General features: G+C 60.0%; 14 protein-coding genes. 8 read left to right on the forward strand and 6 right to left on the reverse strand.

Annotated features, from left to right (window positions below; translation table 11 throughout):
• Window positions 1-221: 221 nt before the first annotated feature.
• The 4 genes from eno to H4P12_RS04105 all read right to left on the reverse strand — a co-directional run bounded on the left by eno (window position 222) and on the right by H4P12_RS04105 (window position 3956).
• Window positions 222-1496 (reverse strand): phosphopyruvate hydratase, encoded by a 1275-nt coding sequence (gene eno, locus H4P12_RS04090; protein WP_187792292.1) that lies wholly within the window; start codon window positions 1494-1496, stop codon window positions 222-224.
• Window positions 1497-1566: 70 nt separating this feature from the next.
• Window positions 1567-2247 (reverse strand): endonuclease/exonuclease/phosphatase family protein, encoded by a 681-nt coding sequence (locus H4P12_RS04095; RefSeq protein ID WP_187792293.1) that lies wholly within the window; start codon window positions 2245-2247, stop codon window positions 1567-1569.
• A gap of 62 nt (window positions 2248-2309) precedes the next feature.
• Window positions 2310-3710: a protein adenylyltransferase SelO gene (locus H4P12_RS04100; protein ID WP_187792294.1), complete on the reverse strand. Its 1401-nt coding sequence runs from the start codon at window positions 3708-3710 to the stop codon at window positions 2310-2312.
• 21 nt (window positions 3711-3731) lie between these two features.
• Window positions 3732-3956, reverse strand: coding sequence for a hypothetical protein (locus tag H4P12_RS04105; RefSeq protein ID WP_187792295.1), 225 nt, complete (start codon window positions 3954-3956; stop codon window positions 3732-3734).
• A gap of 99 nt (window positions 3957-4055) precedes the next feature.
• Here H4P12_RS04105 and obgE point away from each other — a divergent pair, with 99 nt between their 5' ends.
• From obgE to H4P12_RS04120, 3 genes are read left to right on the forward strand one after another with little or no spacing between them, the layout of a single operon-like run.
• Window positions 4056-5090 (forward strand): GTPase ObgE, encoded by a 1035-nt coding sequence (obgE, locus tag H4P12_RS04110; RefSeq protein WP_187792296.1) that lies wholly within the window; start codon window positions 4056-4058, stop codon window positions 5088-5090.
• The gene (proB, locus tag H4P12_RS04115) at window positions 5078-6190 is read left to right on the forward strand and encodes a glutamate 5-kinase (RefSeq protein WP_187792297.1); all 1113 of its coding nucleotides are present in this window, start codon (window positions 5078-5080) and stop codon (window positions 6188-6190) included. Before obgE ends, proB begins: the two co-directional genes overlap by 13 nt.
• Before the next feature lie 11 nt (window positions 6191-6201).
• Window positions 6202-6477, forward strand: coding sequence for an Rdx family protein (locus tag H4P12_RS04120; protein ID WP_187792298.1), 276 nt, complete (start codon window positions 6202-6204; stop codon window positions 6475-6477).
• A gap of 79 nt (window positions 6478-6556) precedes the next feature.
• On the opposite strand, the gene H4P12_RS04125 is transcribed toward H4P12_RS04120, so the two are convergent.
• Together H4P12_RS04125 and pepN are read right to left on the reverse strand one after the other, a co-directional pair.
• Window positions 6557-7468 (reverse strand): lysophospholipid acyltransferase family protein, encoded by a 912-nt coding sequence (locus tag H4P12_RS04125; RefSeq protein ID WP_187792299.1) that lies wholly within the window; start codon window positions 7466-7468, stop codon window positions 6557-6559.
• A 41-nt stretch (window positions 7469-7509) separates the two neighbouring features.
• Window positions 7510-10101 carry an aminopeptidase N gene (pepN, locus tag H4P12_RS04130; protein ID WP_187792300.1) on the reverse strand — a complete coding sequence of 864 codons (2592 nt, stop codon included), beginning with the start codon at window positions 10099-10101 and terminating at the stop codon, window positions 7510-7512.
• Window positions 10102-10295: 194 nt separating this feature from the next.
• On the opposite strand from pepN, the gene H4P12_RS04135 reads away from it, so the two are divergent.
• The 5 genes from H4P12_RS04135 to H4P12_RS04155 all read left to right on the forward strand — a co-directional run bounded on the left by H4P12_RS04135 (window position 10296) and on the right by H4P12_RS04155 (window position 17142).
• Window positions 10296-10976 carry a hypothetical protein gene (locus tag H4P12_RS04135; RefSeq protein ID WP_187792301.1) on the forward strand — a complete coding sequence of 227 codons (681 nt, stop codon included), beginning with the start codon at window positions 10296-10298 and terminating at the stop codon, window positions 10974-10976.
• 178 nt (window positions 10977-11154) lie between these two features.
• On the forward strand, window positions 11155-12729 hold the full coding sequence (locus H4P12_RS04140; RefSeq protein ID WP_187792302.1) for a Re/Si-specific NAD(P)(+) transhydrogenase subunit alpha: 1575 nt from the start codon (window positions 11155-11157) through the stop codon (window positions 12727-12729).
• A 10-nt stretch (window positions 12730-12739) separates the two neighbouring features.
• The gene (locus H4P12_RS04145) at window positions 12740-14182 is read left to right on the forward strand and encodes an NAD(P)(+) transhydrogenase (Re/Si-specific) subunit beta (protein WP_187792303.1); all 1443 of its coding nucleotides are present in this window, start codon (window positions 12740-12742) and stop codon (window positions 14180-14182) included.
• A gap of 205 nt (window positions 14183-14387) precedes the next feature.
• The gene (locus H4P12_RS04150; protein WP_187792304.1) at window positions 14388-15821 is read left to right on the forward strand and encodes an NCS1 family nucleobase:cation symporter-1; all 1434 of its coding nucleotides are present in this window, start codon (window positions 14388-14390) and stop codon (window positions 15819-15821) included.
• A 13-nt stretch (window positions 15822-15834) separates the two neighbouring features.
• Entirely contained in the window at window positions 15835-17142 is a 1308-nt protein-coding gene (locus H4P12_RS04155) for a DUF3422 family protein (RefSeq protein WP_187792305.1), read from the forward strand.
• The last annotated feature ends 110 nt before the right edge of the window (window positions 17143-17252 follow it).

The raw sequence follows: 17252 nt of genomic DNA on the forward strand, positions 1-17252 counted from the left end.
ACTTTCCGGCCTGCATGATGCGGGCAGTTTAGCCAGTGGCCGCTGTCTGTCGAGGGGGCAATCCGCCCCGATAGCGGATAATTTTAGTTGCCCCTGCGTCATCTATGTGACCTTACGGGAAGTAACGTCTTTTCCGACACTTGAAAGTAGAAAAGACTGCACTTTTGGCGGTCGTATGCCCAAAGAAAAACCCCGCCCGAACGTGTCGGGCGGGGCTGATTTCAGCGCAGGATCGAACGGCCTGCATAGACGGCCGCAGCGCCCAGCATTTCTTCGATCCGGATCAGTTGGTTATATTTCGCCAACCGGTCGGAACGCGCCAGCGAGCCGGTCTTGATCTGACCGCAATTCGTGGCAACCGCCAGATCGGCAATGGTCGCATCCTCGGTCTCGCCCGAACGGTGTGACATCACGCCGGTATAGCCGGCGCGGTCAGCCATGCGCACGGCGTCCAGCGTTTCGGACAGGGTGCCAATCTGGTTCACCTTGACCAGCAGACTGTTGGCACAACCGCGCTTGATGCCTTCTTCCAGGCGGGCGGGGTTGGTCACGAACAGATCGTCGCCGACCAGTTGCACACGGTCGCCCAGCCGTTCGGTCAACAGCTTCCAGCCGTCCCAGTCATCTTCGGCACAGCCATCTTCGATCGACAGGATCGGGTAATCGCCGCACAGTGCCGCCAGATATTCGACATTCTCGCCCGGCGTCAGCGATTTGCCTTCGCCGACCATCTCATATTTGCCGTTCTTGAAATACTCGGTCGAGGCACAATCCAGCGCCAGCATGATGTCGTCACCGGGCTTGTAGCCAGCTTTCTCAACGGCACGCAGGATGAAGTCCAGCGCATCGCGGGTGCTGGACAGGTTCGGGGCAAAACCGCCTTCGTCGCCAACGCCCGTCGCCAGCCCGGCCGAGGACAGTTCTTTTTTCAGCGTGTGAAAGACTTCCGACCCCATGCGGACCGCTTCGCGGATGTTTTCCGCGCTGACCGGCATGATCATGAATTCCTGAATGTCGATAGGGTTATCGGCATGTTCGCCGCCATTGATGATGTTCATCATCGGCACCGGCAGAATGTGTGCAGCCGCACCGCCGACATAGCGATACAGCGGCAATGCGGACGCATCCGCCGCAGCCTTGGCCGTCGCCAGCGAAACACCAAGGATCGCGTTGGCACCCAGACGGGCCTTGTTGGGCGTGCCGTCCAGATCAATCATGATTTCGTCGATGGTGCGCTGGTCGGTGGCATCTTCGCCGATCAGGTTTTCGGCAATCTCTCCATTCACGGCGGCGACGGCTTCCAGCACGCCTTTTCCCATGTAACGGCCTTTGTCGCCGTCGCGCTTTTCCACGGCTTCATGTGCGCCGGTCGATGCTCCCGAAGGGACCGCCGCACGGCCCATGGTGCCGTCTTCCAGCGTGACATCGACCTCGACGGTCGGATTGCCACGGCTGTCCAGAATCTCACGAGCGTAAATGTCGATGATGGCGGTCATAAAAACCCCTCCGTTAAAACAGGTCAGGGTTGTTTTACCTAGGGAAAGCCGCAGCCGAAAGCGACAAAATTCACGGCACCCGGATTTCGGCCCAGATCGGCAGGTGGTCCGAGGCATCACGCGCACGGGCACCAGAAAACACGCCGTGCTTCATCAGGTTCAGATTGCGGGACATGGCAATCCGATCCAGCGCGAACCGGGGCATCGGCGCGGGATAGGATGGGCCGGGGGCAATGACCTGAAACCCAGCCAATGATTCCAGTCCACGATCATCACGCCATTCGTTGAAATCGCCCAACAGCACGATGTTGTCTTCGGCAATCCGGGCCGCCTGTGCCGTAATCCGCGCCAGCTGCGCCCGCCGCGATGACCGCGCCAGCCCCAGATGAACCCCGATCACCGTCAGCTTGGGCAGGCGCAGCGCGATGGCACCGCGCGGCTCTATCCCCGGCAGGGGCATCCGGCGCAATCTCGCGGAGTGGGCCAGATCGGGACGCATCAGAATGGTTTGACCATGCCAGCCAAGTGAATTTTCGCCAGTGCCGACGATCTCGGCGGGGACAAGGCCGGTCGCTTCGGCGATCAGGCGGCGGGGCAGGGCTTCCGGGCGTGCGCCATAGCGAAAATCGACCTCCTGCAAGGCGATGATATCGGGTTTAAGCGCCGCGATAACCTCAAGGTTCCGCTCGGGTGCATGCGGGCCGGTCAGGCCACGGCATTTATGGAGATTGTAGCTGGCAATTCTAAGCATCGAGGCGGTCGACAAGGGTCATGATCCAACACTAGACAAGGGATTATTCACCGCAACCGGCATCATGTGCCACAAAAGGTCTGACGCACGACCTGTGCCGGTTCCGGGGCGTTGGCAAGGTCATCCCATTCCGCCCGCTGTTCGCGGGGATGCGTGACAGCCTCAAACAGACGGTTGAACGGTGCAAGATCGCCCGCAACCGCTGACGCGATGATCTCCTCGATCCGGTGATTGCGGGGAATGCGGACAGGATTGGCATGCGTCATCAACGCCGCATCCGGGTTTTCGTTTCGCCATTCGGTCGCCCATTCGTCGAATTTTGAAGGATCGGCGAATTCGTTCCGCGCCGTGCCTGTCGCGAGGCCCGCAAAGACGCGCGTAAAATCGGCATCCTGCTGCGCCATGATGGTCAGCAAACCTTCCGCCAGCGGCTGGACCTTTGCCTGATCGCTCAGGCCCAGTTTTTCGCCAAAACGATGCAGCCACGCGGCCTGATACAATGGCGCGAAACTGTGAACAGACTTAGTCGCCGCTTCTATCGCCGCGTCCTTTTCACCCATCAACGGGATCAGGCACGTCGCAAGCTGAGCCAGGTTCCAGACCGCGATTTGCGGCTGTTGCGCCCAGGCATAGCGGCCGGTTCGGTCGATGGATGAAAACACCTTGTTCGGGTTATATTCATCCATGAACGCACAGGGTCCATAGTCGATGGTTTCCCCTGACACAGCCATGTTGTCGGTGTTCATCACCCCATGGATGAAGCCAAGCGCCATCCATTGCGCAATTGTTTCTGCCTGTCGCGCGACCACATGATCCAGCAGCGACAAGGGGCCGTTCGCCGTCGGGTAGTGGCGCTGGATGACGTGCTCCGTCAATTCTTTCAATGATGCCTCATCCCCGCGGACGGCAAAGAACTGAAATGTGCCGACACGGATATGGCTGGCGGCGACACGGGTCAGAACCGCGCCGGGCAGACCGTTTTCACGCCAGACTGTTTCGCCGGTCGAGACCGCCGCCAACGCGCGTGTCGTGGGCACGCCCATGGCATTCATGAATTCACTGACCAGATATTCGCGCAAGACCGGCCCCATCCACGCACGGCCATCGCCGCGACGGGAAAACGGCGTAGGGCCGCTGCCCTTCAACTGGATGTCAAAGCGCGCCTTGTCGGGGGTGACCACCTCGCCCAACAGCACCGCGCGGCCGTCGCCAAGCTGTGGAACAAAGCCGCCGAACTGATGGCCGGCATAGGCCTGTGCAATCGGATCAGCACCTTCGGGCAGGGCGTTGCCTGACAACATGGCCAGCCCCTCTGGGCTGCGTAGCCAATCGCCATCCAGACCCAGTCGGCCAGCCAGCGCATCGTTCAATGCAAGCAGATGCGGTTCGGCCACAGGTGTCGGTGCAACGCGGACAAAGAAACCTTCGGGCAGGCGGGCATAGCTGTTGTCAAAGTGAATCATCGCGGCCTCCTGCTTTTTCATTTAAGGGCGCGGGTTGCATTGTGAAAGGGCCGCGCCGCCGAACGGCACAGCCCGATGGCATTTAGCGCCGCGGCCTGACATGGGCGAACGGGTCATTCCCGCGCCGAGCAGGACGCCAGCCAGCAGGCCACCGGCCCGCGGTGCCAGAACGAATGTGCCGATGAATTCGGCCATCGCCTTGCTGGATATAGAACACACTCCCGCCATCACGAAACCGGCAATCATCGTTTCGCCGGTTTCAATCTGACTTCGCGGCTGAACGGGCAGCCTCTTGCGAAATCGGGCTTTGGCGCGTATCGCATCCTGCAAAAGGAGCGCCTCGACATGAAATTTCTTGACCTCGCCAAAGTCTATATCCGCTCGGGCGGGGGCGGCGCGGGCTGCGTGTCCTTCCGGCGCGAGAAATTCATCGAATATGGTGGCCCCGATGGCGGCGACGGAGGCCGCGGCGGCGATGTCTGGGCGGAGGCGGTCGAAGGCCTGAACACGCTGATCGATTTCCGCTATCAGCAGCATTTCTTCGCCAAGTCGGGCCAACATGGCATGGGCAGCCAGATGACCGGCAAATCGGGCGACGATATCGTGCTGCGGGTGCCAGTTGGCACCGAAATTCTGGAAGAAGATGAAGAAACCGTCGTTGCCGACCTGACCGAACCCGGTCAACGTGTGTTGCTGGCAAAAGGCGGCAATGGCGGTTTCGGCAACCTGCATTTCAAATCCTCGACCAACCGTGCGCCGCGCAATGCCAATCCGGGTCTGGCCGGAGTCGAGCGCACGTTATGGCTGCGGTTGAAACTGATCGCCGATGCGGGACTTGTCGGTCTGCCAAATGCCGGGAAATCGACTTTCCTTGCTGCCGTCTCCAACGCCCGCCCCAAGATCGCGGATTACCCCTTTACCACATTGCACCCCAATCTGGGCGTGGTCGGCATTGACGGGCATGAATTCGTCATGGCCGATATCCCCGGCCTGATCGAGGGCGCAAGCGAGGGCAGGGGGATCGGCGACCGCTTCCTTGGCCATATCGAACGCAGCGCGACCCTGCTGCATCTGGTCGACGGCACCTCCGAGGATGTCGCTGGCGACGCGCGGACCGTCCTGACCGAATTGGAAGCCTATTCCCCAGTCCTGATGGCAAAGCCGCGGGTGACCGCCTTGAACAAGATCGACGCGCTGGACGATGAAACCATCGCTGAACGCAAGGCTCAGCTGGAAGCCGAAATTGGCACGCCTGTCATGCTGATGTCAGCGGTGGCAAAGCAGGGCGTCACCGATGTGTTGCGCGCGCTCTGGTCCAGGATCCAGCCGACGCGCCATCAGGACAGCAATGACGACGTTGACGCACCATGGCGACCATAGCACCCGAGCTGATCAAAGCACGGCGTCTGGTGATCAAGATCGGCTCGGCCCTGCTGGTTGGCCCGGCCGGCCTGCGTCAGGATTGGCTGCGGGCCTTATGCGATGATGTGGCCGAATGGCGACGGCACGGCACGGATGTCGTGCTGGTGTCTTCCGGTTCGATCGCGCTTGGGCGCCGCGTGCTGGAGTTGCCCGCAGGCCCGCTGCCACTTGAACAGGCCCAGGCCTCGGCGGCGGTAGGTCAGATCCGGTTGGCACGCGCTTACGAAGAGGCTTTGGCCCCACACGGTGTTCGCACCGCACAGGTTCTGCTGACACTGGAAGACAGTGCAGACCGCCGCCGTTACCTGAACAGCCGCGCGACCATGCAGACCTTGCTCGGTCTTGGTGCGGTCCCCATCGTCAATGAAAACGACACCGTCGCAACTGACGAAATTCGCTATGGAGACAATGACCGTCTGGCGGCACAGATTGCGGTGACCTGCGGCGCAGATCAACTGCTGCTCCTCTCGGACGTGGACGGGCTTTATACCGCCAATCCCAAGACTGATCCGACAGCACGTCACTTGCCGGTGATCGAACATCTGACGCCGGAAATCGAAGCCATGGGTGGCGATCCGGTATCCGGGCTGTCCAAGGGTGGCATGAAAACCAAGCTGATGGCGGCGCGCACGGCCGTGTCCGGCGGTTGCGCCATGGCGATCACCGAAGGCTTTGTGATGCGCCCCCTTTCAGCGGTCGCGAATGGTGCCCGCTGCAGTTGGTTCTTGCCCGAGGGTGATCCGCAGGCTGCGCGGAAACGCTGGATCGCAGCGATGAAGCCCAAGGGAACCTTTGTCGTCGATGAGGGCGCGGCGGCAGCGTTGCGTCGCGGCAAATCGCTGCTGCCTGCGGGTGTGCGTGCCGTGATCGGTGAGTTTGGCCGAGGCGATCCGGTCGGCATCGTCGGTCCGCAGGGCGAGACGCTGGCCACCGGCCTGACCCGCTATACCGATGATGAAGCGCGTCAAATATCCGGCCACCACTCGGCCGAGATTGCCACCATCCTTGGCTATGCAGGCCGGGCGGCGCTGGTCCATCGCGACGATATGGCGGTCTGAAAGGGGCGAACATGTCGCATCATCTGGAAATCACCTATTGCACCGGCTGCAACTGGCTCTTGCGTGCGGGCTGGTATGCGCAGGAATGCTTGTCAACCTTCGGAACCGATATCCGGGTCACCATCATCCCGGATGATTCAGGCGGCGTTTTCCGCATCACGCTTGACCAGACCCAGATATGGGAGCGTAAGAAAGACGGCGGCTTCCCAGATATCCGGACGCTGAAGCAACGCATCCGCGATCAGATCGATCCTGAACGCGCACTTGGCCACCTGGACAGTCGGTAAATTCCCCATCCTGCTTGGGTCGTCAAATATCCCACAGGGGGTCCGGGGGACGTGAAGTCCCCCGGCGGGCGCACCACGCCTAGGCGATCTTTTTTGATCCTGACACCAGTCGCGCACCTGTTTTGGCGCGGGTCAAGCGTGCGGCATCCGGTCCCGGAGCTGGCAGCGCAAGCACCGTGTCCCGCAGCATGCTGATCGCCTCTTCGCTGCCGCGGGGCAGGTCCGTCGGATCGATCGCAGATCCGATTGTAATGCGATACGGCTGACGCTTCTTGTTCAGCACCTCGTTGAAAAGCGTCACATCACGCAAGGTCGGATGGATCGCATCCAAGGCATAGAACAACAGCGAATTTCGGGCGCGGATATGCAGCGGAATGATCGGAACGCTGAATTTGCGCGCAATCATCGCCGCACTGGCCATCCACGGGCGTTCGTGCAGGGTCAGACCTTGTCGCTTTGCCAGCCGCCCCGAAGGAAAGATCAGTCCGATGCGTCCCGCCTGCAATGCCTCTCGGGTGTAATCCATCGTCGCGCGGGTTTTCGCATGACTGCGCTTATCAATCCGCCATTCGACGCCTGCGATCAGGTCGGCCGTCTGCGGCAGGACGCGGATCATGTCATGGTTGGCATAAATGAACAGATCGTCGCGCAGTTCCGACACCAGCGTGTGCATGACAATGCCATCTGCGATGCCCGTAGGGTGGTTCGACACGATCAGTGCCGGACCCGAGGCCGGGATATTTTCCATCCCCTCGACCCGCACATCACGGACCATCAGATCCGACACACGGCGCATGATTTCCGAGGTTGGCTGATCCTTGACCTCGGCGCCCAACTGGATCGTGCGGGGATAGCGCAGCAGGCGCAGCATGGCCTGACGCGCGATCCGGTGATGCAGCTTGTCGGAAAACAGCCATGGTGCCCGCTCTGCGATCAGCGGATCAAGTCTGGCCTGCATTTCGGCCCGGGCATCAGCGTATCGTTCATTCATTCGGGTCATCCTGCCTCGACGGATTTACAACCACAAGCGCCTTATGCGCCGGCGGCGATCATCCGCGAGACCATCTCACGGGTGTTGCGACTCAAACCCGCGACAGCAGCGATTTGTTCCAGTGCCACCAATGCCTTGGCCCGTCTGACGGTGTCGTATCGCGGCCAGGTTTCAAAGACCGATGACATCCGGGCTGCAATCTGTGGGTTGACCGGGTCCATCTTCATGATCCATTCGGCGACAAAATTGTAACCCGATCCATCTCTGGCGTGAAAAGCCGCATGGTTGGCCGACAGCCCCCCAATCAGCGCCCGATATCGGTTCGGATTCTTCCAATCGAAATCGGACCGCTGGGCCAGTTCGCGGGCGGTGGCAACCGCGCTTTCCGGCGGCGCAGCCATCGGCTGGACCGAAAACCATTTATCCATGACCAGCCGATTATCGCCAAACTGCTCCAGCAGGATTTGCAACGCCGTCTGGCCACGGCCGCGACGGATCAGGCAAGTCAGCGCGGCCATCCTCTCGGTCATATTGGTGGCCGTGCCGAACAGAATTTCGGCCCGTTCCCCACCGTCGATCCTGTTCAACAGGCTTAATGCCGCGATCCGCAAGGCGCGTTTGGCCGAGGGTTCGGCATCCGGCGAATAGGCCCCCGATACCTGCATGCTGTCATAGATGCGGGCCAGAAGGTCCTGATGCGTTTCGGCAATCCTGCGGGCCAGATCCTGCCGCGCCTGATAGATTGCATCCGGGTCGGGCTCGATCCCAAGCGTGGAGAGCCGCGTGGCGATTTCCTCGTCGCCCGGCAGGTTCAGGCAAAGCGCCCGGAAGGCAGGGTCGGCATCGTCATCGGCGATCAGTTGACCAATGGCTTTGACATAGCTGTCACCGCCCGGCTGTCCCTGTGACAGCGCGACAAGCGCAGCGATTGCCAGTTCACGACCTGCTTCCCAACGGGCGAAGGGATTGGGGTCGTTCGCCAACAGGAAAGCACGGGTATCGTCGTCGATGTTTCGCGTCAAAATGACCGGCGCGGAAAAGTCCCGCAATGCCGATACGACAGGCCGCGCGCCCAACCCCTCAAAACTGAAACCTTGGCTCGCTTGCGTCATTTCAAGAATTTGCGTCGGCAGCACCTCATCGCCGTTCGGGCCAATCAATCCGACCGCAATCGGAATGACGCGTGCCGGCTTGTCGGGCTGCCCCGGCGTCGGTGGCGTATTTTGCGTGAAGGTCAGCGTCAACGTGCCGCCCGCCGTGGTTTCCGACCACTCCTCGACCATGTTCAGATGCGGGGTGCCGGCATCTGTATACCAATGCTTGAACTGGGTCAGATCGCGCCCGGTCGCATCCTGGAACACGTTCAGCCAATCCTCGATGGTTGCGGCGTCGCCATCGTGACGGTCGAAATACAGATCCAATGCCTGACGATAACTGTCGTCGCCGATCAGGCGTTTCAGCATGCCGATCACCTCGGCACCTTTTTCATAGACGGTCGCGGTGTAGAAATTGTTGATTTCTTCATAGTGGTCGGGACGCGGCGGATGGGCCAGCGGTCCAGCGTCTTCACGGAACTGGCGCGCCCGCAGAGTTTGCACGTCCATGATCCGTTTGACCGGTGCGCTGCGCATATCGCTGGTGAATTGCTGGTCGCGGAAGACCGTCAGACCCTCTTTCAGGCAAAGCTGAAACCAATCGCGACAGGTGATCCGGTTACCGGTCCAGTTGTGGAAATATTCGTGGCCGATCACGCCCTCGATGCGTTCATAGTCGCCATCTGTCGCGGTTTCGGGGGACGCCAGAACCAGTTTCGAGTTGAAGATGTTCAGACCCTTGTTTTCCATCGCGCCCATGTTGAAGTCGTCAACGGCAACAATATTGAACACCTCCAGATCGTATTCGCGGCCATAGGCTTCTTCATCCCATTTCATCGACCGGATCAGCGATTCCATGGCGAAATCCGCGCGATCCTCATCGCCCGGTCGGACCCAGACGTTCAGATCGACCTTGCGCCCGGAAAGCGTGGTAAAGCTGTCGCTGATCGCGACCAGATTTCCGGCGACCAGTGCGAACAGATAGGACGGTTTCGGCCACGGGTCATACCATTCGGTTCCACATTCCTTTTGTCCGATCAGATTGCCGTTGGACAGCAGCACATTCTGATCGCTGTGAATGCCAACCCGAAACGTCGTCATGACATCCGGGCGGTCCGGATAGAAGGTGATGTGGCGAAAACCCTGGGCTTCGCACTGCGTGCAGAACATGCCGCCGGACATGTAAAGCCCTTCAAAGGTTGTGTTCGCCATCGGGTTGATCTCGACCTCGGTCTCGACCGTGAAGGGGGCATCGGGCAGGGCGGTTGCGGCAATGGTCAGGGTTTCATCCTGCCGCGTGACATGGGCCGGATCTGGTTCATGACCGTCGATGGTCAACGAGATCAGCTTCACCTCTTCCCCGCCGTCAAGGACCAGATCCTGAGACTGGCCGGAATCTCGCGGGGCGAAGGACAGGATCGCTTTGACGCGCGTTGCATCGGGAACCAGCGTAAAATCCAGTCGCGTTTCGGACAGGATGAATGGATAGGGGCGGTAATCGGCAAGATATTGCACAATTTGACGCTTTTCTTGGGCCATGACGTCCTCTGACAGAAAAAAGCTGTTCGCTTCAAGGAACCCGAACTGTCTCAGTGTGTTAGTCGCCTGAGAGCCGGGTCGCAAGTCGGGCGGTTCAGTATCTGATGTTAGCGGCAAGAATGGCCGTATCGGGGCTGGATTGCTGTTGAAACAATGCTAAACCGGTGTCTGTAAAAGGAAATTGGAGGCCAGAAATGACCTATGACCCGAACGATCCGACCCGCACCAAGCCTGCGGAGCAAGACCCGGCAGCACCCAAAGAAACATATGTTGAACCGGTAGAGCGTCGCTCGTCGCCGTTGCCGCTGATCATCGGTATCCTGCTGGCGTTGGCTTTGGCCTATTTCGCGCTGACACGCTTCATGGGCGACGATCAAGCCGCCATTGAAGGCGACAGCACGACAGTCACCACCACTGAAGAAGCCAGCGACGCTGCCGCTGCGACTGACGCAGAAGTTGCAGCCGAAGACGCTGCTGCCGAAGCCGAAGCTGCCGCGGACAATGCCGCTGCCGAAGCGGATGCCGCGATGGATTCGGCTGCCGATGCGACCACCGAAGCCGCTGACGATGCTGCCGCTGCTGCTGACAGCGCGGCCGACACCGCTGCGGAAGCCGCGTCGGATGCGCAGGATGCTGCAGCAAGTGCGGCTGATTCTGCTGCAACCGCCACGGGCGAGGCTGTTGATGACGCCGCTGCGGCTGCTGGCAACGCCGCAGATGCCGCTGGCGAAGCTGCATCGGACGCTGCCAACGCGGCCTCGGATGCTGCATCCAGCGCGGCTGACGCTGCTGCTGAGGCAACCAACGACGCCGCAGAATCCGTTGACGACGCGATTTCGGTCGAGGGTGAGGAAAACACCGCTCCGGCCAACTGATCCGCAGCTTCTTGACGCAGTTCGACCGCCCAAGGCTTTCGTCCTGGGCGGTTTTCTTATTTCACCACGGCAAACTTGCCGATTGTTCCGTTTCTTTTTCCCCATGGTCTTGTGAAAGATTATTGCGCGATGCTATGCATCCTGCGGGTTAACCTATCGAATTGGGGGCGATGAAGCCATGAGGATTGGCGCGTTAAGGGAAAGCTATGATGGCGAAGCGCGGGTCGCGATTACGCCTTCGTCCGCCGGGCATCTGCAAAAGCTTGGGCATGAGGTTTTCATCGAAAGCAGGGCAGGTGAAAAGGCCGGCTTCTCCGATGAGGATTACCGCAAGGCGGGCGTCACAATCGAACCGACTGCCGCAGAGCTGATCGCGGATACAGACGTTGTCGCCAAAGTCCGCCAGCCGACCGAGGCGGAGTTGCGCCAGATGCGCGATGGTCAGACGATCATTTCCTTCTTTTATCCGGGGCAGAGCCCGGAGCTTTTGGACATCGCAAAAGATCAGGGTGTTACCGCCATTGCGATGGACATGGTGCCGCGCATCAGCCGCGCACAGAAAATGGATGCATTGTCGTCGATGGCCAACATCGCCGGTTATCGCGCCGTGATCGAGGCTGCGAATAACTTTGGTCGCTTCTTCACCGGTCAGGTCACGGCTGCGGGCAAGGTTCCCCCGGCCAAGGTTCTGGTCGTGGGTGCGGGCGTCGCGGGTCTGGCGGCCATCGGCACCGCCGTCAGTCTGGGTGCGCAGGTCTATGCCTTTGACGTGCGTCCCGAAGTGGCGGAGCAAATTGAATCGATGGGCGCCGAGTTCGTTTACCTCGACTTCAATGAACAGGCGCAGGACGGAGCGGCGACGGGTGGCTATGCGGCGCCGTCCAGCCCCGAGTTCCGCGAAAAACAGCTTGAGAAATTCCGCGAGCTGGCCCCGCAGATGGACGTGGTCATCACGACTGCGCTGATCCCGGGCCGCGATGCGCCAAAGCTGTGGACCAAGGACATGGTCGAGGCGATGAAACCCGGCAGCGTCATCGTTGATCTTGCCGCCGAAAAGGGCGGCAACTGCGAACTGACCATTCCGGACGAACGCTTCGTTACCGAAAACGGTGTCATCATCATCGGCTATACCGATTTCCCGTCACGCATGGGTGCACAAGCATCCGAGCTTTACGGTAACAACATCCGCCATTTCATGACCGATCTGACGCCCAAGAAAGACGGCGTCATCAATCACAACATGGAAGACGATGTGATCCGTGGCGCAACCGTGACCCATGCCCATGACGTCACATGGCCGCCACCGCCGCCAAAGATTGCTGCAATCGCGGCACAGAAGCCCAAGGAAAAGAAGAAAGAACTGACGCCCGAAGAACGCAAGGCTGCCGAGGCGGCTGCGTTCCGCGCCGATACCAAGAACCAGATCATGTTGCTGGGTGGTGGTGGTATCGTGCTGCTCCTGATCGGATTGGTCGCACCCGCCAGTTTCATGACGCATTTCATTGTGTTCGTGCTGGCCTGCTTTATCGGCTTCCGCGTGATCTGGAACGTGGCCCATTCGCTGCACACGCCGCTGATGGCCATAACCAACGCGATCAGTTCGATCATCATCCTCGGCGCATTGATGCAGATCGGATCAGGGTCGATCTGGGTCATGGCCCTGGCCGCGCTGGCGGTGCTGATGGCCGGCGTCAACATCTTCGGTGGCTTCATGGTCACGCGTCGCATGTTGGCAATGTTCCAGAAGTCGTAAGGAGAGGTTGATGGAATACGGGTTTACCACTGCGGCCTATGTCGTCGCATCCGTTCTGTTCATCCTTTCCCTGGGTGGACTTTCGGGACAGGAAAGCGCCAAGCGCGCGATCTGGTATGGCATCGTGGGCATGGCGCTGGCCGTGCTGGCGACGCTGTTCGGGCCGGGCGCCGATAACTGGCTGTTGTCGGTCATCATGATCGCCATTGGCGGTGCCGTCGGTTGGGTCGTCGCCAAGCGCGTCCAGATGACCGAGATGCCGCAGCTTGTCGCCGCCATGCACAGTCTTGTCGGTCTGGCGGCCGTCTTCGTGGGCTTCAACGCGGAAATCGAACTGGGACGCGTCCTGCGTGCCAAGGCCGAAGGTGTCGTCCAAGAATTTCATGGTTTCGCGGCCATTCTGGCACACAAGACACCTGCCGAAATCGCGATGCTGAAGATCGAGGTGTTTCTGGGCATCTTCATCGGCGCGGTGACGTTCACCGGATCGGTCGTGGCGTTCGGCAAGTTGTCGGGCCGGGTCGATGGCAAGCCGAAAAAGCTGCCCGGCGGCCATCTGTTGAATGCGGCTGCGTTGGCGCTGTCGATCCTGCTGGGTATCCTTTACTGCATGGGCACCGGCCCTGCGATCCTGTGGCTGATCCTGATCACGCTGCTGGCCTTCTTCATCGGCTATCATCTGATCATGGGCATCGGCGGCGCGGATATGCCGGTCGTCGTGTCGATGCTGAACAGCTATTCCGGCTGGGCGGCGGCGATGATCGGCTTTACGCTGTCGAACGATCTGCTGATCGTGACCGGCGCGCTTGTCGGCTCGTCCGGTGCCATTCTGTCCTACATTATGTGCAAGGCGATGAACCGGAATTTCGTCAGCGTCATTCTGGGCGGTTTTGGAGGTGAGCAAGGACCGGCAGCGGAAATCGAAGGCGAACAGATCGCCATTGATGCCGAGGGGGTCGCAGCCGCGCTGAACGATGCCGACAGTGTCGTGATCGTTCCGGGCTATGGTATGGCGGTTGCGCAAGCTCAGGGCGCGGTCAGCGAATTGACCCGCAAACTGCGTGCGGCCGGCAAAGAGGTCCGCTTTGCCATCCACCCCGTTGCGGGGCGGCTGCCGGGGCACATGAACGTGCTTCTGGCCGAGGCCAAGGTTCCCTATGACATCGTGCTTGAGATGGATGAGATCAACGACGATTTCCCGAATACGGATGTCGTCATCATCATCGGGTCCAATGACATCGTGAACCCTGCCGCGCAGGACGATCCGAATAGTCCCATTGCCGGGATGCCGGTTCTGGAAGTGTGGAAGGCCAAGCAGGTGTTTGTATCGAAGCGCGGCCAGGGCACCGGTTATTCCGGGATCGAAAACCCGCTGTTCTTCAAGGACAACACCCGGATGTTCTATGGCGATGCCAAGGATTCGATCAACAAGCTGCTGCCGATGATCGACTGAGCCGACATCGCCTGTGACTGAAAACGGGGCCGTAACCATCCGGTCCCGTTTGATTTTTTGCTTGCCTGAAAAAGCAGCAATCAGCCATGCTTGTATGTGCAGAGGCTGATAAGTGAATCGCAGGTCAGATGCCGCATCTGTCGGCAGCTGTTCACATGCGGCGGAATCGGCTGTCATGCGCTGGCAACCAAAATGGGACAGAACCATGCAGCCGACCGAATCCACTCATGTCGCAGGGGGCGACGCCTCGCTTTACAACGAGGATCTTGCCCCGATTCCGCGTGAAAAACGCACCTGGGGCGCGTTCGAGATTTTCAACGTCTGGAACAACGATATTCAAAGCCTGTTTGGCTATACGCTGGCGGCATCCTTGTTTCTGTCCTACGGGTTGAACGGTTGGCTGACCTTTGCCGCAATCGTCGTGTCTGGCCTGCTGGTGATGTGGCTGGTGAACCTGTCGGGGCGCCCCTCGGTCCGGTATGGGATCCCCTATGCTGTGATGGCGCGGGCGTCGATGGGGGTGAAGGGGGCGCGTTTTCCAGCGTTGGTCCGGGGGATCGTCGCGATTTTCTGGTATGGGGTTCAGACCTATTTTGCGTCAACAGCCGTGGCCTTGGCGATCTATGCATTGTTCGGCATCGAGCGTGGGACAGGCGGCTTTCTGGGTTTGACCGGCGTTGACTGGGTCGCCTATATCATTGTCGCGGGATTTCAGATCGGCCTGTTCCTGATGGGGATTGAATGGGTCGGGAAATTCCTGAACTGGGCCGGTCCGTTCGTCTATCTCGTGATGATTGCGCTGGCCCTGATGATCTGGTGGAAAGCCGGAAACGGGATCTGGACCGAGATCGGGACAATCTTTCAGGGCGGTGAAAGCGAGCGCAGCACCATCGCCGGATTCATCGCCGTGGTCGGAACAATGGTTGCCTATTTCGCGGCCGTGGTCATCAACTTCGGCGACTTCTCTCGCTTCGTGAAAACCGAAGGCCAGATGCGTTCGGGCAACTTCTGGGGACTGCCGGTGTCGATGGCGTTCTTTTCCTTCATCGCGCTGTTCATCACGGCAGGCGCAGTAGTTCTGTTCGGCGAACGTCTGACCGATCCGACCGAGATCGTGGCCCGCGTCGACAGCCTTGCCCTGACGCTGATCGCCGCCGTCACCTTCTTTGCGGCAACCGTTGGGATCAATCTGGTCGCGAACTTCATCCCGGCCGCCTATGACATTTGCAACCTGTCCCCGGCGAATATTACCGCAAAGCAAGGCGGGCTGATCACCGCGGCAATTGCCTTCGTGATCGGCGCTCTGTGGGTGTCGCTGATCTCGACCATGGGGATAGCGGGCTTTGTCGATACGCTGGGCGCGATCCTTGCACCGCTTTATGGCATTCTGATTGCTGACTATTATGTGGTCCAGAAACGCGAGTTGCAGGTGAAGCACCTGTTCAGCGCCGATCCATCCGGTCCGTATTACTATGACAATGGCTGGAACACGCGCGCGATCATCGCTGTCGGCATCGCGGCGCTGTTTTCCATCGGCACCGTCTGGCATCCTGCATTGCAGGCTTTGTCCGGCTTTGGCTGGCTGATAGGTGCGGTTCTGGGCGGGGTGCTGTATATCCTGCTGACGAAACGTCGCTGACAAGGGGGAAGGCGTGGGCCCAGCCACTGAACATCCGCTACGCTATGCGCTGGTGAATGAGCTGCATGCGCGGCCTTCGCCGCGGCTCGCCGCGCCTTCCACATCCGTATTTGTGGCATTCAAAGAACCCCATGATGCGGCCAATCGCGACTATGATCGCGACATGGCGCATCTGGTAGAATTGACGACACGGCACGGCGGGCCGCGTCCCGACGCGGAGGAAAGCCACTATCAGGGGCAGTTGGGCCGCTATGCCCTGAAATGGGAAAGCCATACGGAATTCGTGACCTACATGGCCACGACGCCGGGACTGCCAATCCGTCCGTTCGATCCAAGCGCCGCAGCGATCTTTCCTGAAGAGTGGCAACTTCATGCCCCCGGAAAACGGGTCGCGGCGGTCATGGTGCAGGTCGATATTCTGCCCGACAATCCCGAAGAGGTGCTGGGCAAGATTTCCGACTGGTTTGCGCAGGAAAGCCTGACGGCCGTCTGGGTGCTGGAAGAAGCCGCCATGATCGCCACGGATTTCCGCATCGATGCGAATGGCTGGATGCGTTTCGCGATGTTCGTCCGCCGCGATGTCGGCGAAGCCCGCACCGGCCGTCTTGTGCATCGGCTTGTCGAGCTGGAAACCTATCGCGCCATGTCGATGCTGGGCCTTGGTCGCGCGCGTGAGTTGAGCCGCCGACTGAATGAGCTGGAGGTGCAACTGGCAGCCATCGTCGAAAGCATGAATGACGATTCCCGTCCGGCTGACGCTGTCTTGCAGGATCTGTTGTCCATCTCGGCAGAGCTTGAGGCGCAGGCCATGCAGCATTCTTTCCGCTTTGGTGCCACCACGGCCTACCAGGCGATTGTCATGGATCGGATCGAGGCATTGCGCGAAACCCGCTTTCTGGGCCGCCAGATGCTGACCGAATTCATGCGCCGCCGGTATCTGCCTGCGATGCGCACCACCGCCTCGGCCGAGGGGCGGCTGCGGACGATGCTGGAACGGACAACGCGGGCGGCCGAGTTGCTGCGGACACGGGTCGATGTGGAACGATCTGCGCAAAATCAGGAACTGATGACCCGTATGGACCGCCGAGCAGATCTGCAATTGCGCCTGCAACACACCGTCGAAGGACTGTCCGTGGTCGCGATCAGCTATTATGCGGTTGGGCTGCTGTCTTATGCACTGTATCCCGTGGCTTCTAATTTGGGGGTAGACAAGGCCTATCTGATTGCTGGTCTGACACCGCTTGTCGTCCTGGCGGTTTGGGGGGGAATGCGACAAATTCGCAAGCGGCTGCATCGCCATGCGCCGGGCGATGATTTCTGACTTGTGAAACCGGGCAGGGGTTCCGATAAGCGCATTCTGATTTATCAACAGGATGGACCATGCGACTGATCCTTGCCCTTTCCTCAATTTTGGCTTTGTCTGCCTGCGGG

It is taken from the genome of Paracoccus amoyensis, assembly GCF_014490725.1.
In the GTDB taxonomy this organism is placed as follows: Bacteria; Pseudomonadota; Alphaproteobacteria; order Rhodobacterales; family Rhodobacteraceae; genus Paracoccus; species Paracoccus amoyensis.

Bases quoted from the DNA above. Each gene is read 5' to 3' on its own strand.
- eno (WP_187792292.1), bottom strand. From the start codon at position 1,496: ATGACCGCCATCATCGACATTTACGCTCGTGAGATTCTGGACAGCCGT.
- H4P12_RS04095 (WP_187792293.1), bottom strand. From the start codon at position 2,247: ATGCTTAGAATTGCCAGCTACAATCTCCATAAATGCCGTGGCCTGACC.
- H4P12_RS04100 (WP_187792294.1), bottom strand. From the start codon at position 3,710: ATGATTCACTTTGACAACAGCTATGCCCGCCTGCCCGAAGGTTTCTTT.
- H4P12_RS04105 (WP_187792295.1), bottom strand. From the start codon at position 3,956: ATGATTGCCGGTTTCGTGATGGCGGGAGTGTGTTCTATATCCAGCAAG.
- obgE (WP_187792296.1), top strand. From the start codon at position 4,056: ATGAAATTTCTTGACCTCGCCAAAGTCTATATCCGCTCGGGCGGGGGC.
- proB (WP_187792297.1), top strand. From the start codon at position 5,078: ATGGCGACCATAGCACCCGAGCTGATCAAAGCACGGCGTCTGGTGATC.
- H4P12_RS04120 (WP_187792298.1), top strand. From the start codon at position 6,202: ATGTCGCATCATCTGGAAATCACCTATTGCACCGGCTGCAACTGGCTC.
- H4P12_RS04125 (WP_187792299.1), bottom strand. From the start codon at position 7,468: ATGAATGAACGATACGCTGATGCCCGGGCCGAAATGCAGGCCAGACTT.
- pepN (WP_187792300.1), bottom strand. From the start codon at position 10,101: ATGGCCCAAGAAAAGCGTCAAATTGTGCAATATCTTGCCGATTACCGC.
- H4P12_RS04135 (WP_187792301.1), top strand. From the start codon at position 10,296: ATGACCTATGACCCGAACGATCCGACCCGCACCAAGCCTGCGGAGCAA.
- H4P12_RS04140 (WP_187792302.1), top strand. From the start codon at position 11,155: ATGAGGATTGGCGCGTTAAGGGAAAGCTATGATGGCGAAGCGCGGGTC.
- H4P12_RS04145 (WP_187792303.1), top strand. From the start codon at position 12,740: ATGGAATACGGGTTTACCACTGCGGCCTATGTCGTCGCATCCGTTCTG.
- H4P12_RS04150 (WP_187792304.1), top strand. From the start codon at position 14,388: ATGCAGCCGACCGAATCCACTCATGTCGCAGGGGGCGACGCCTCGCTT.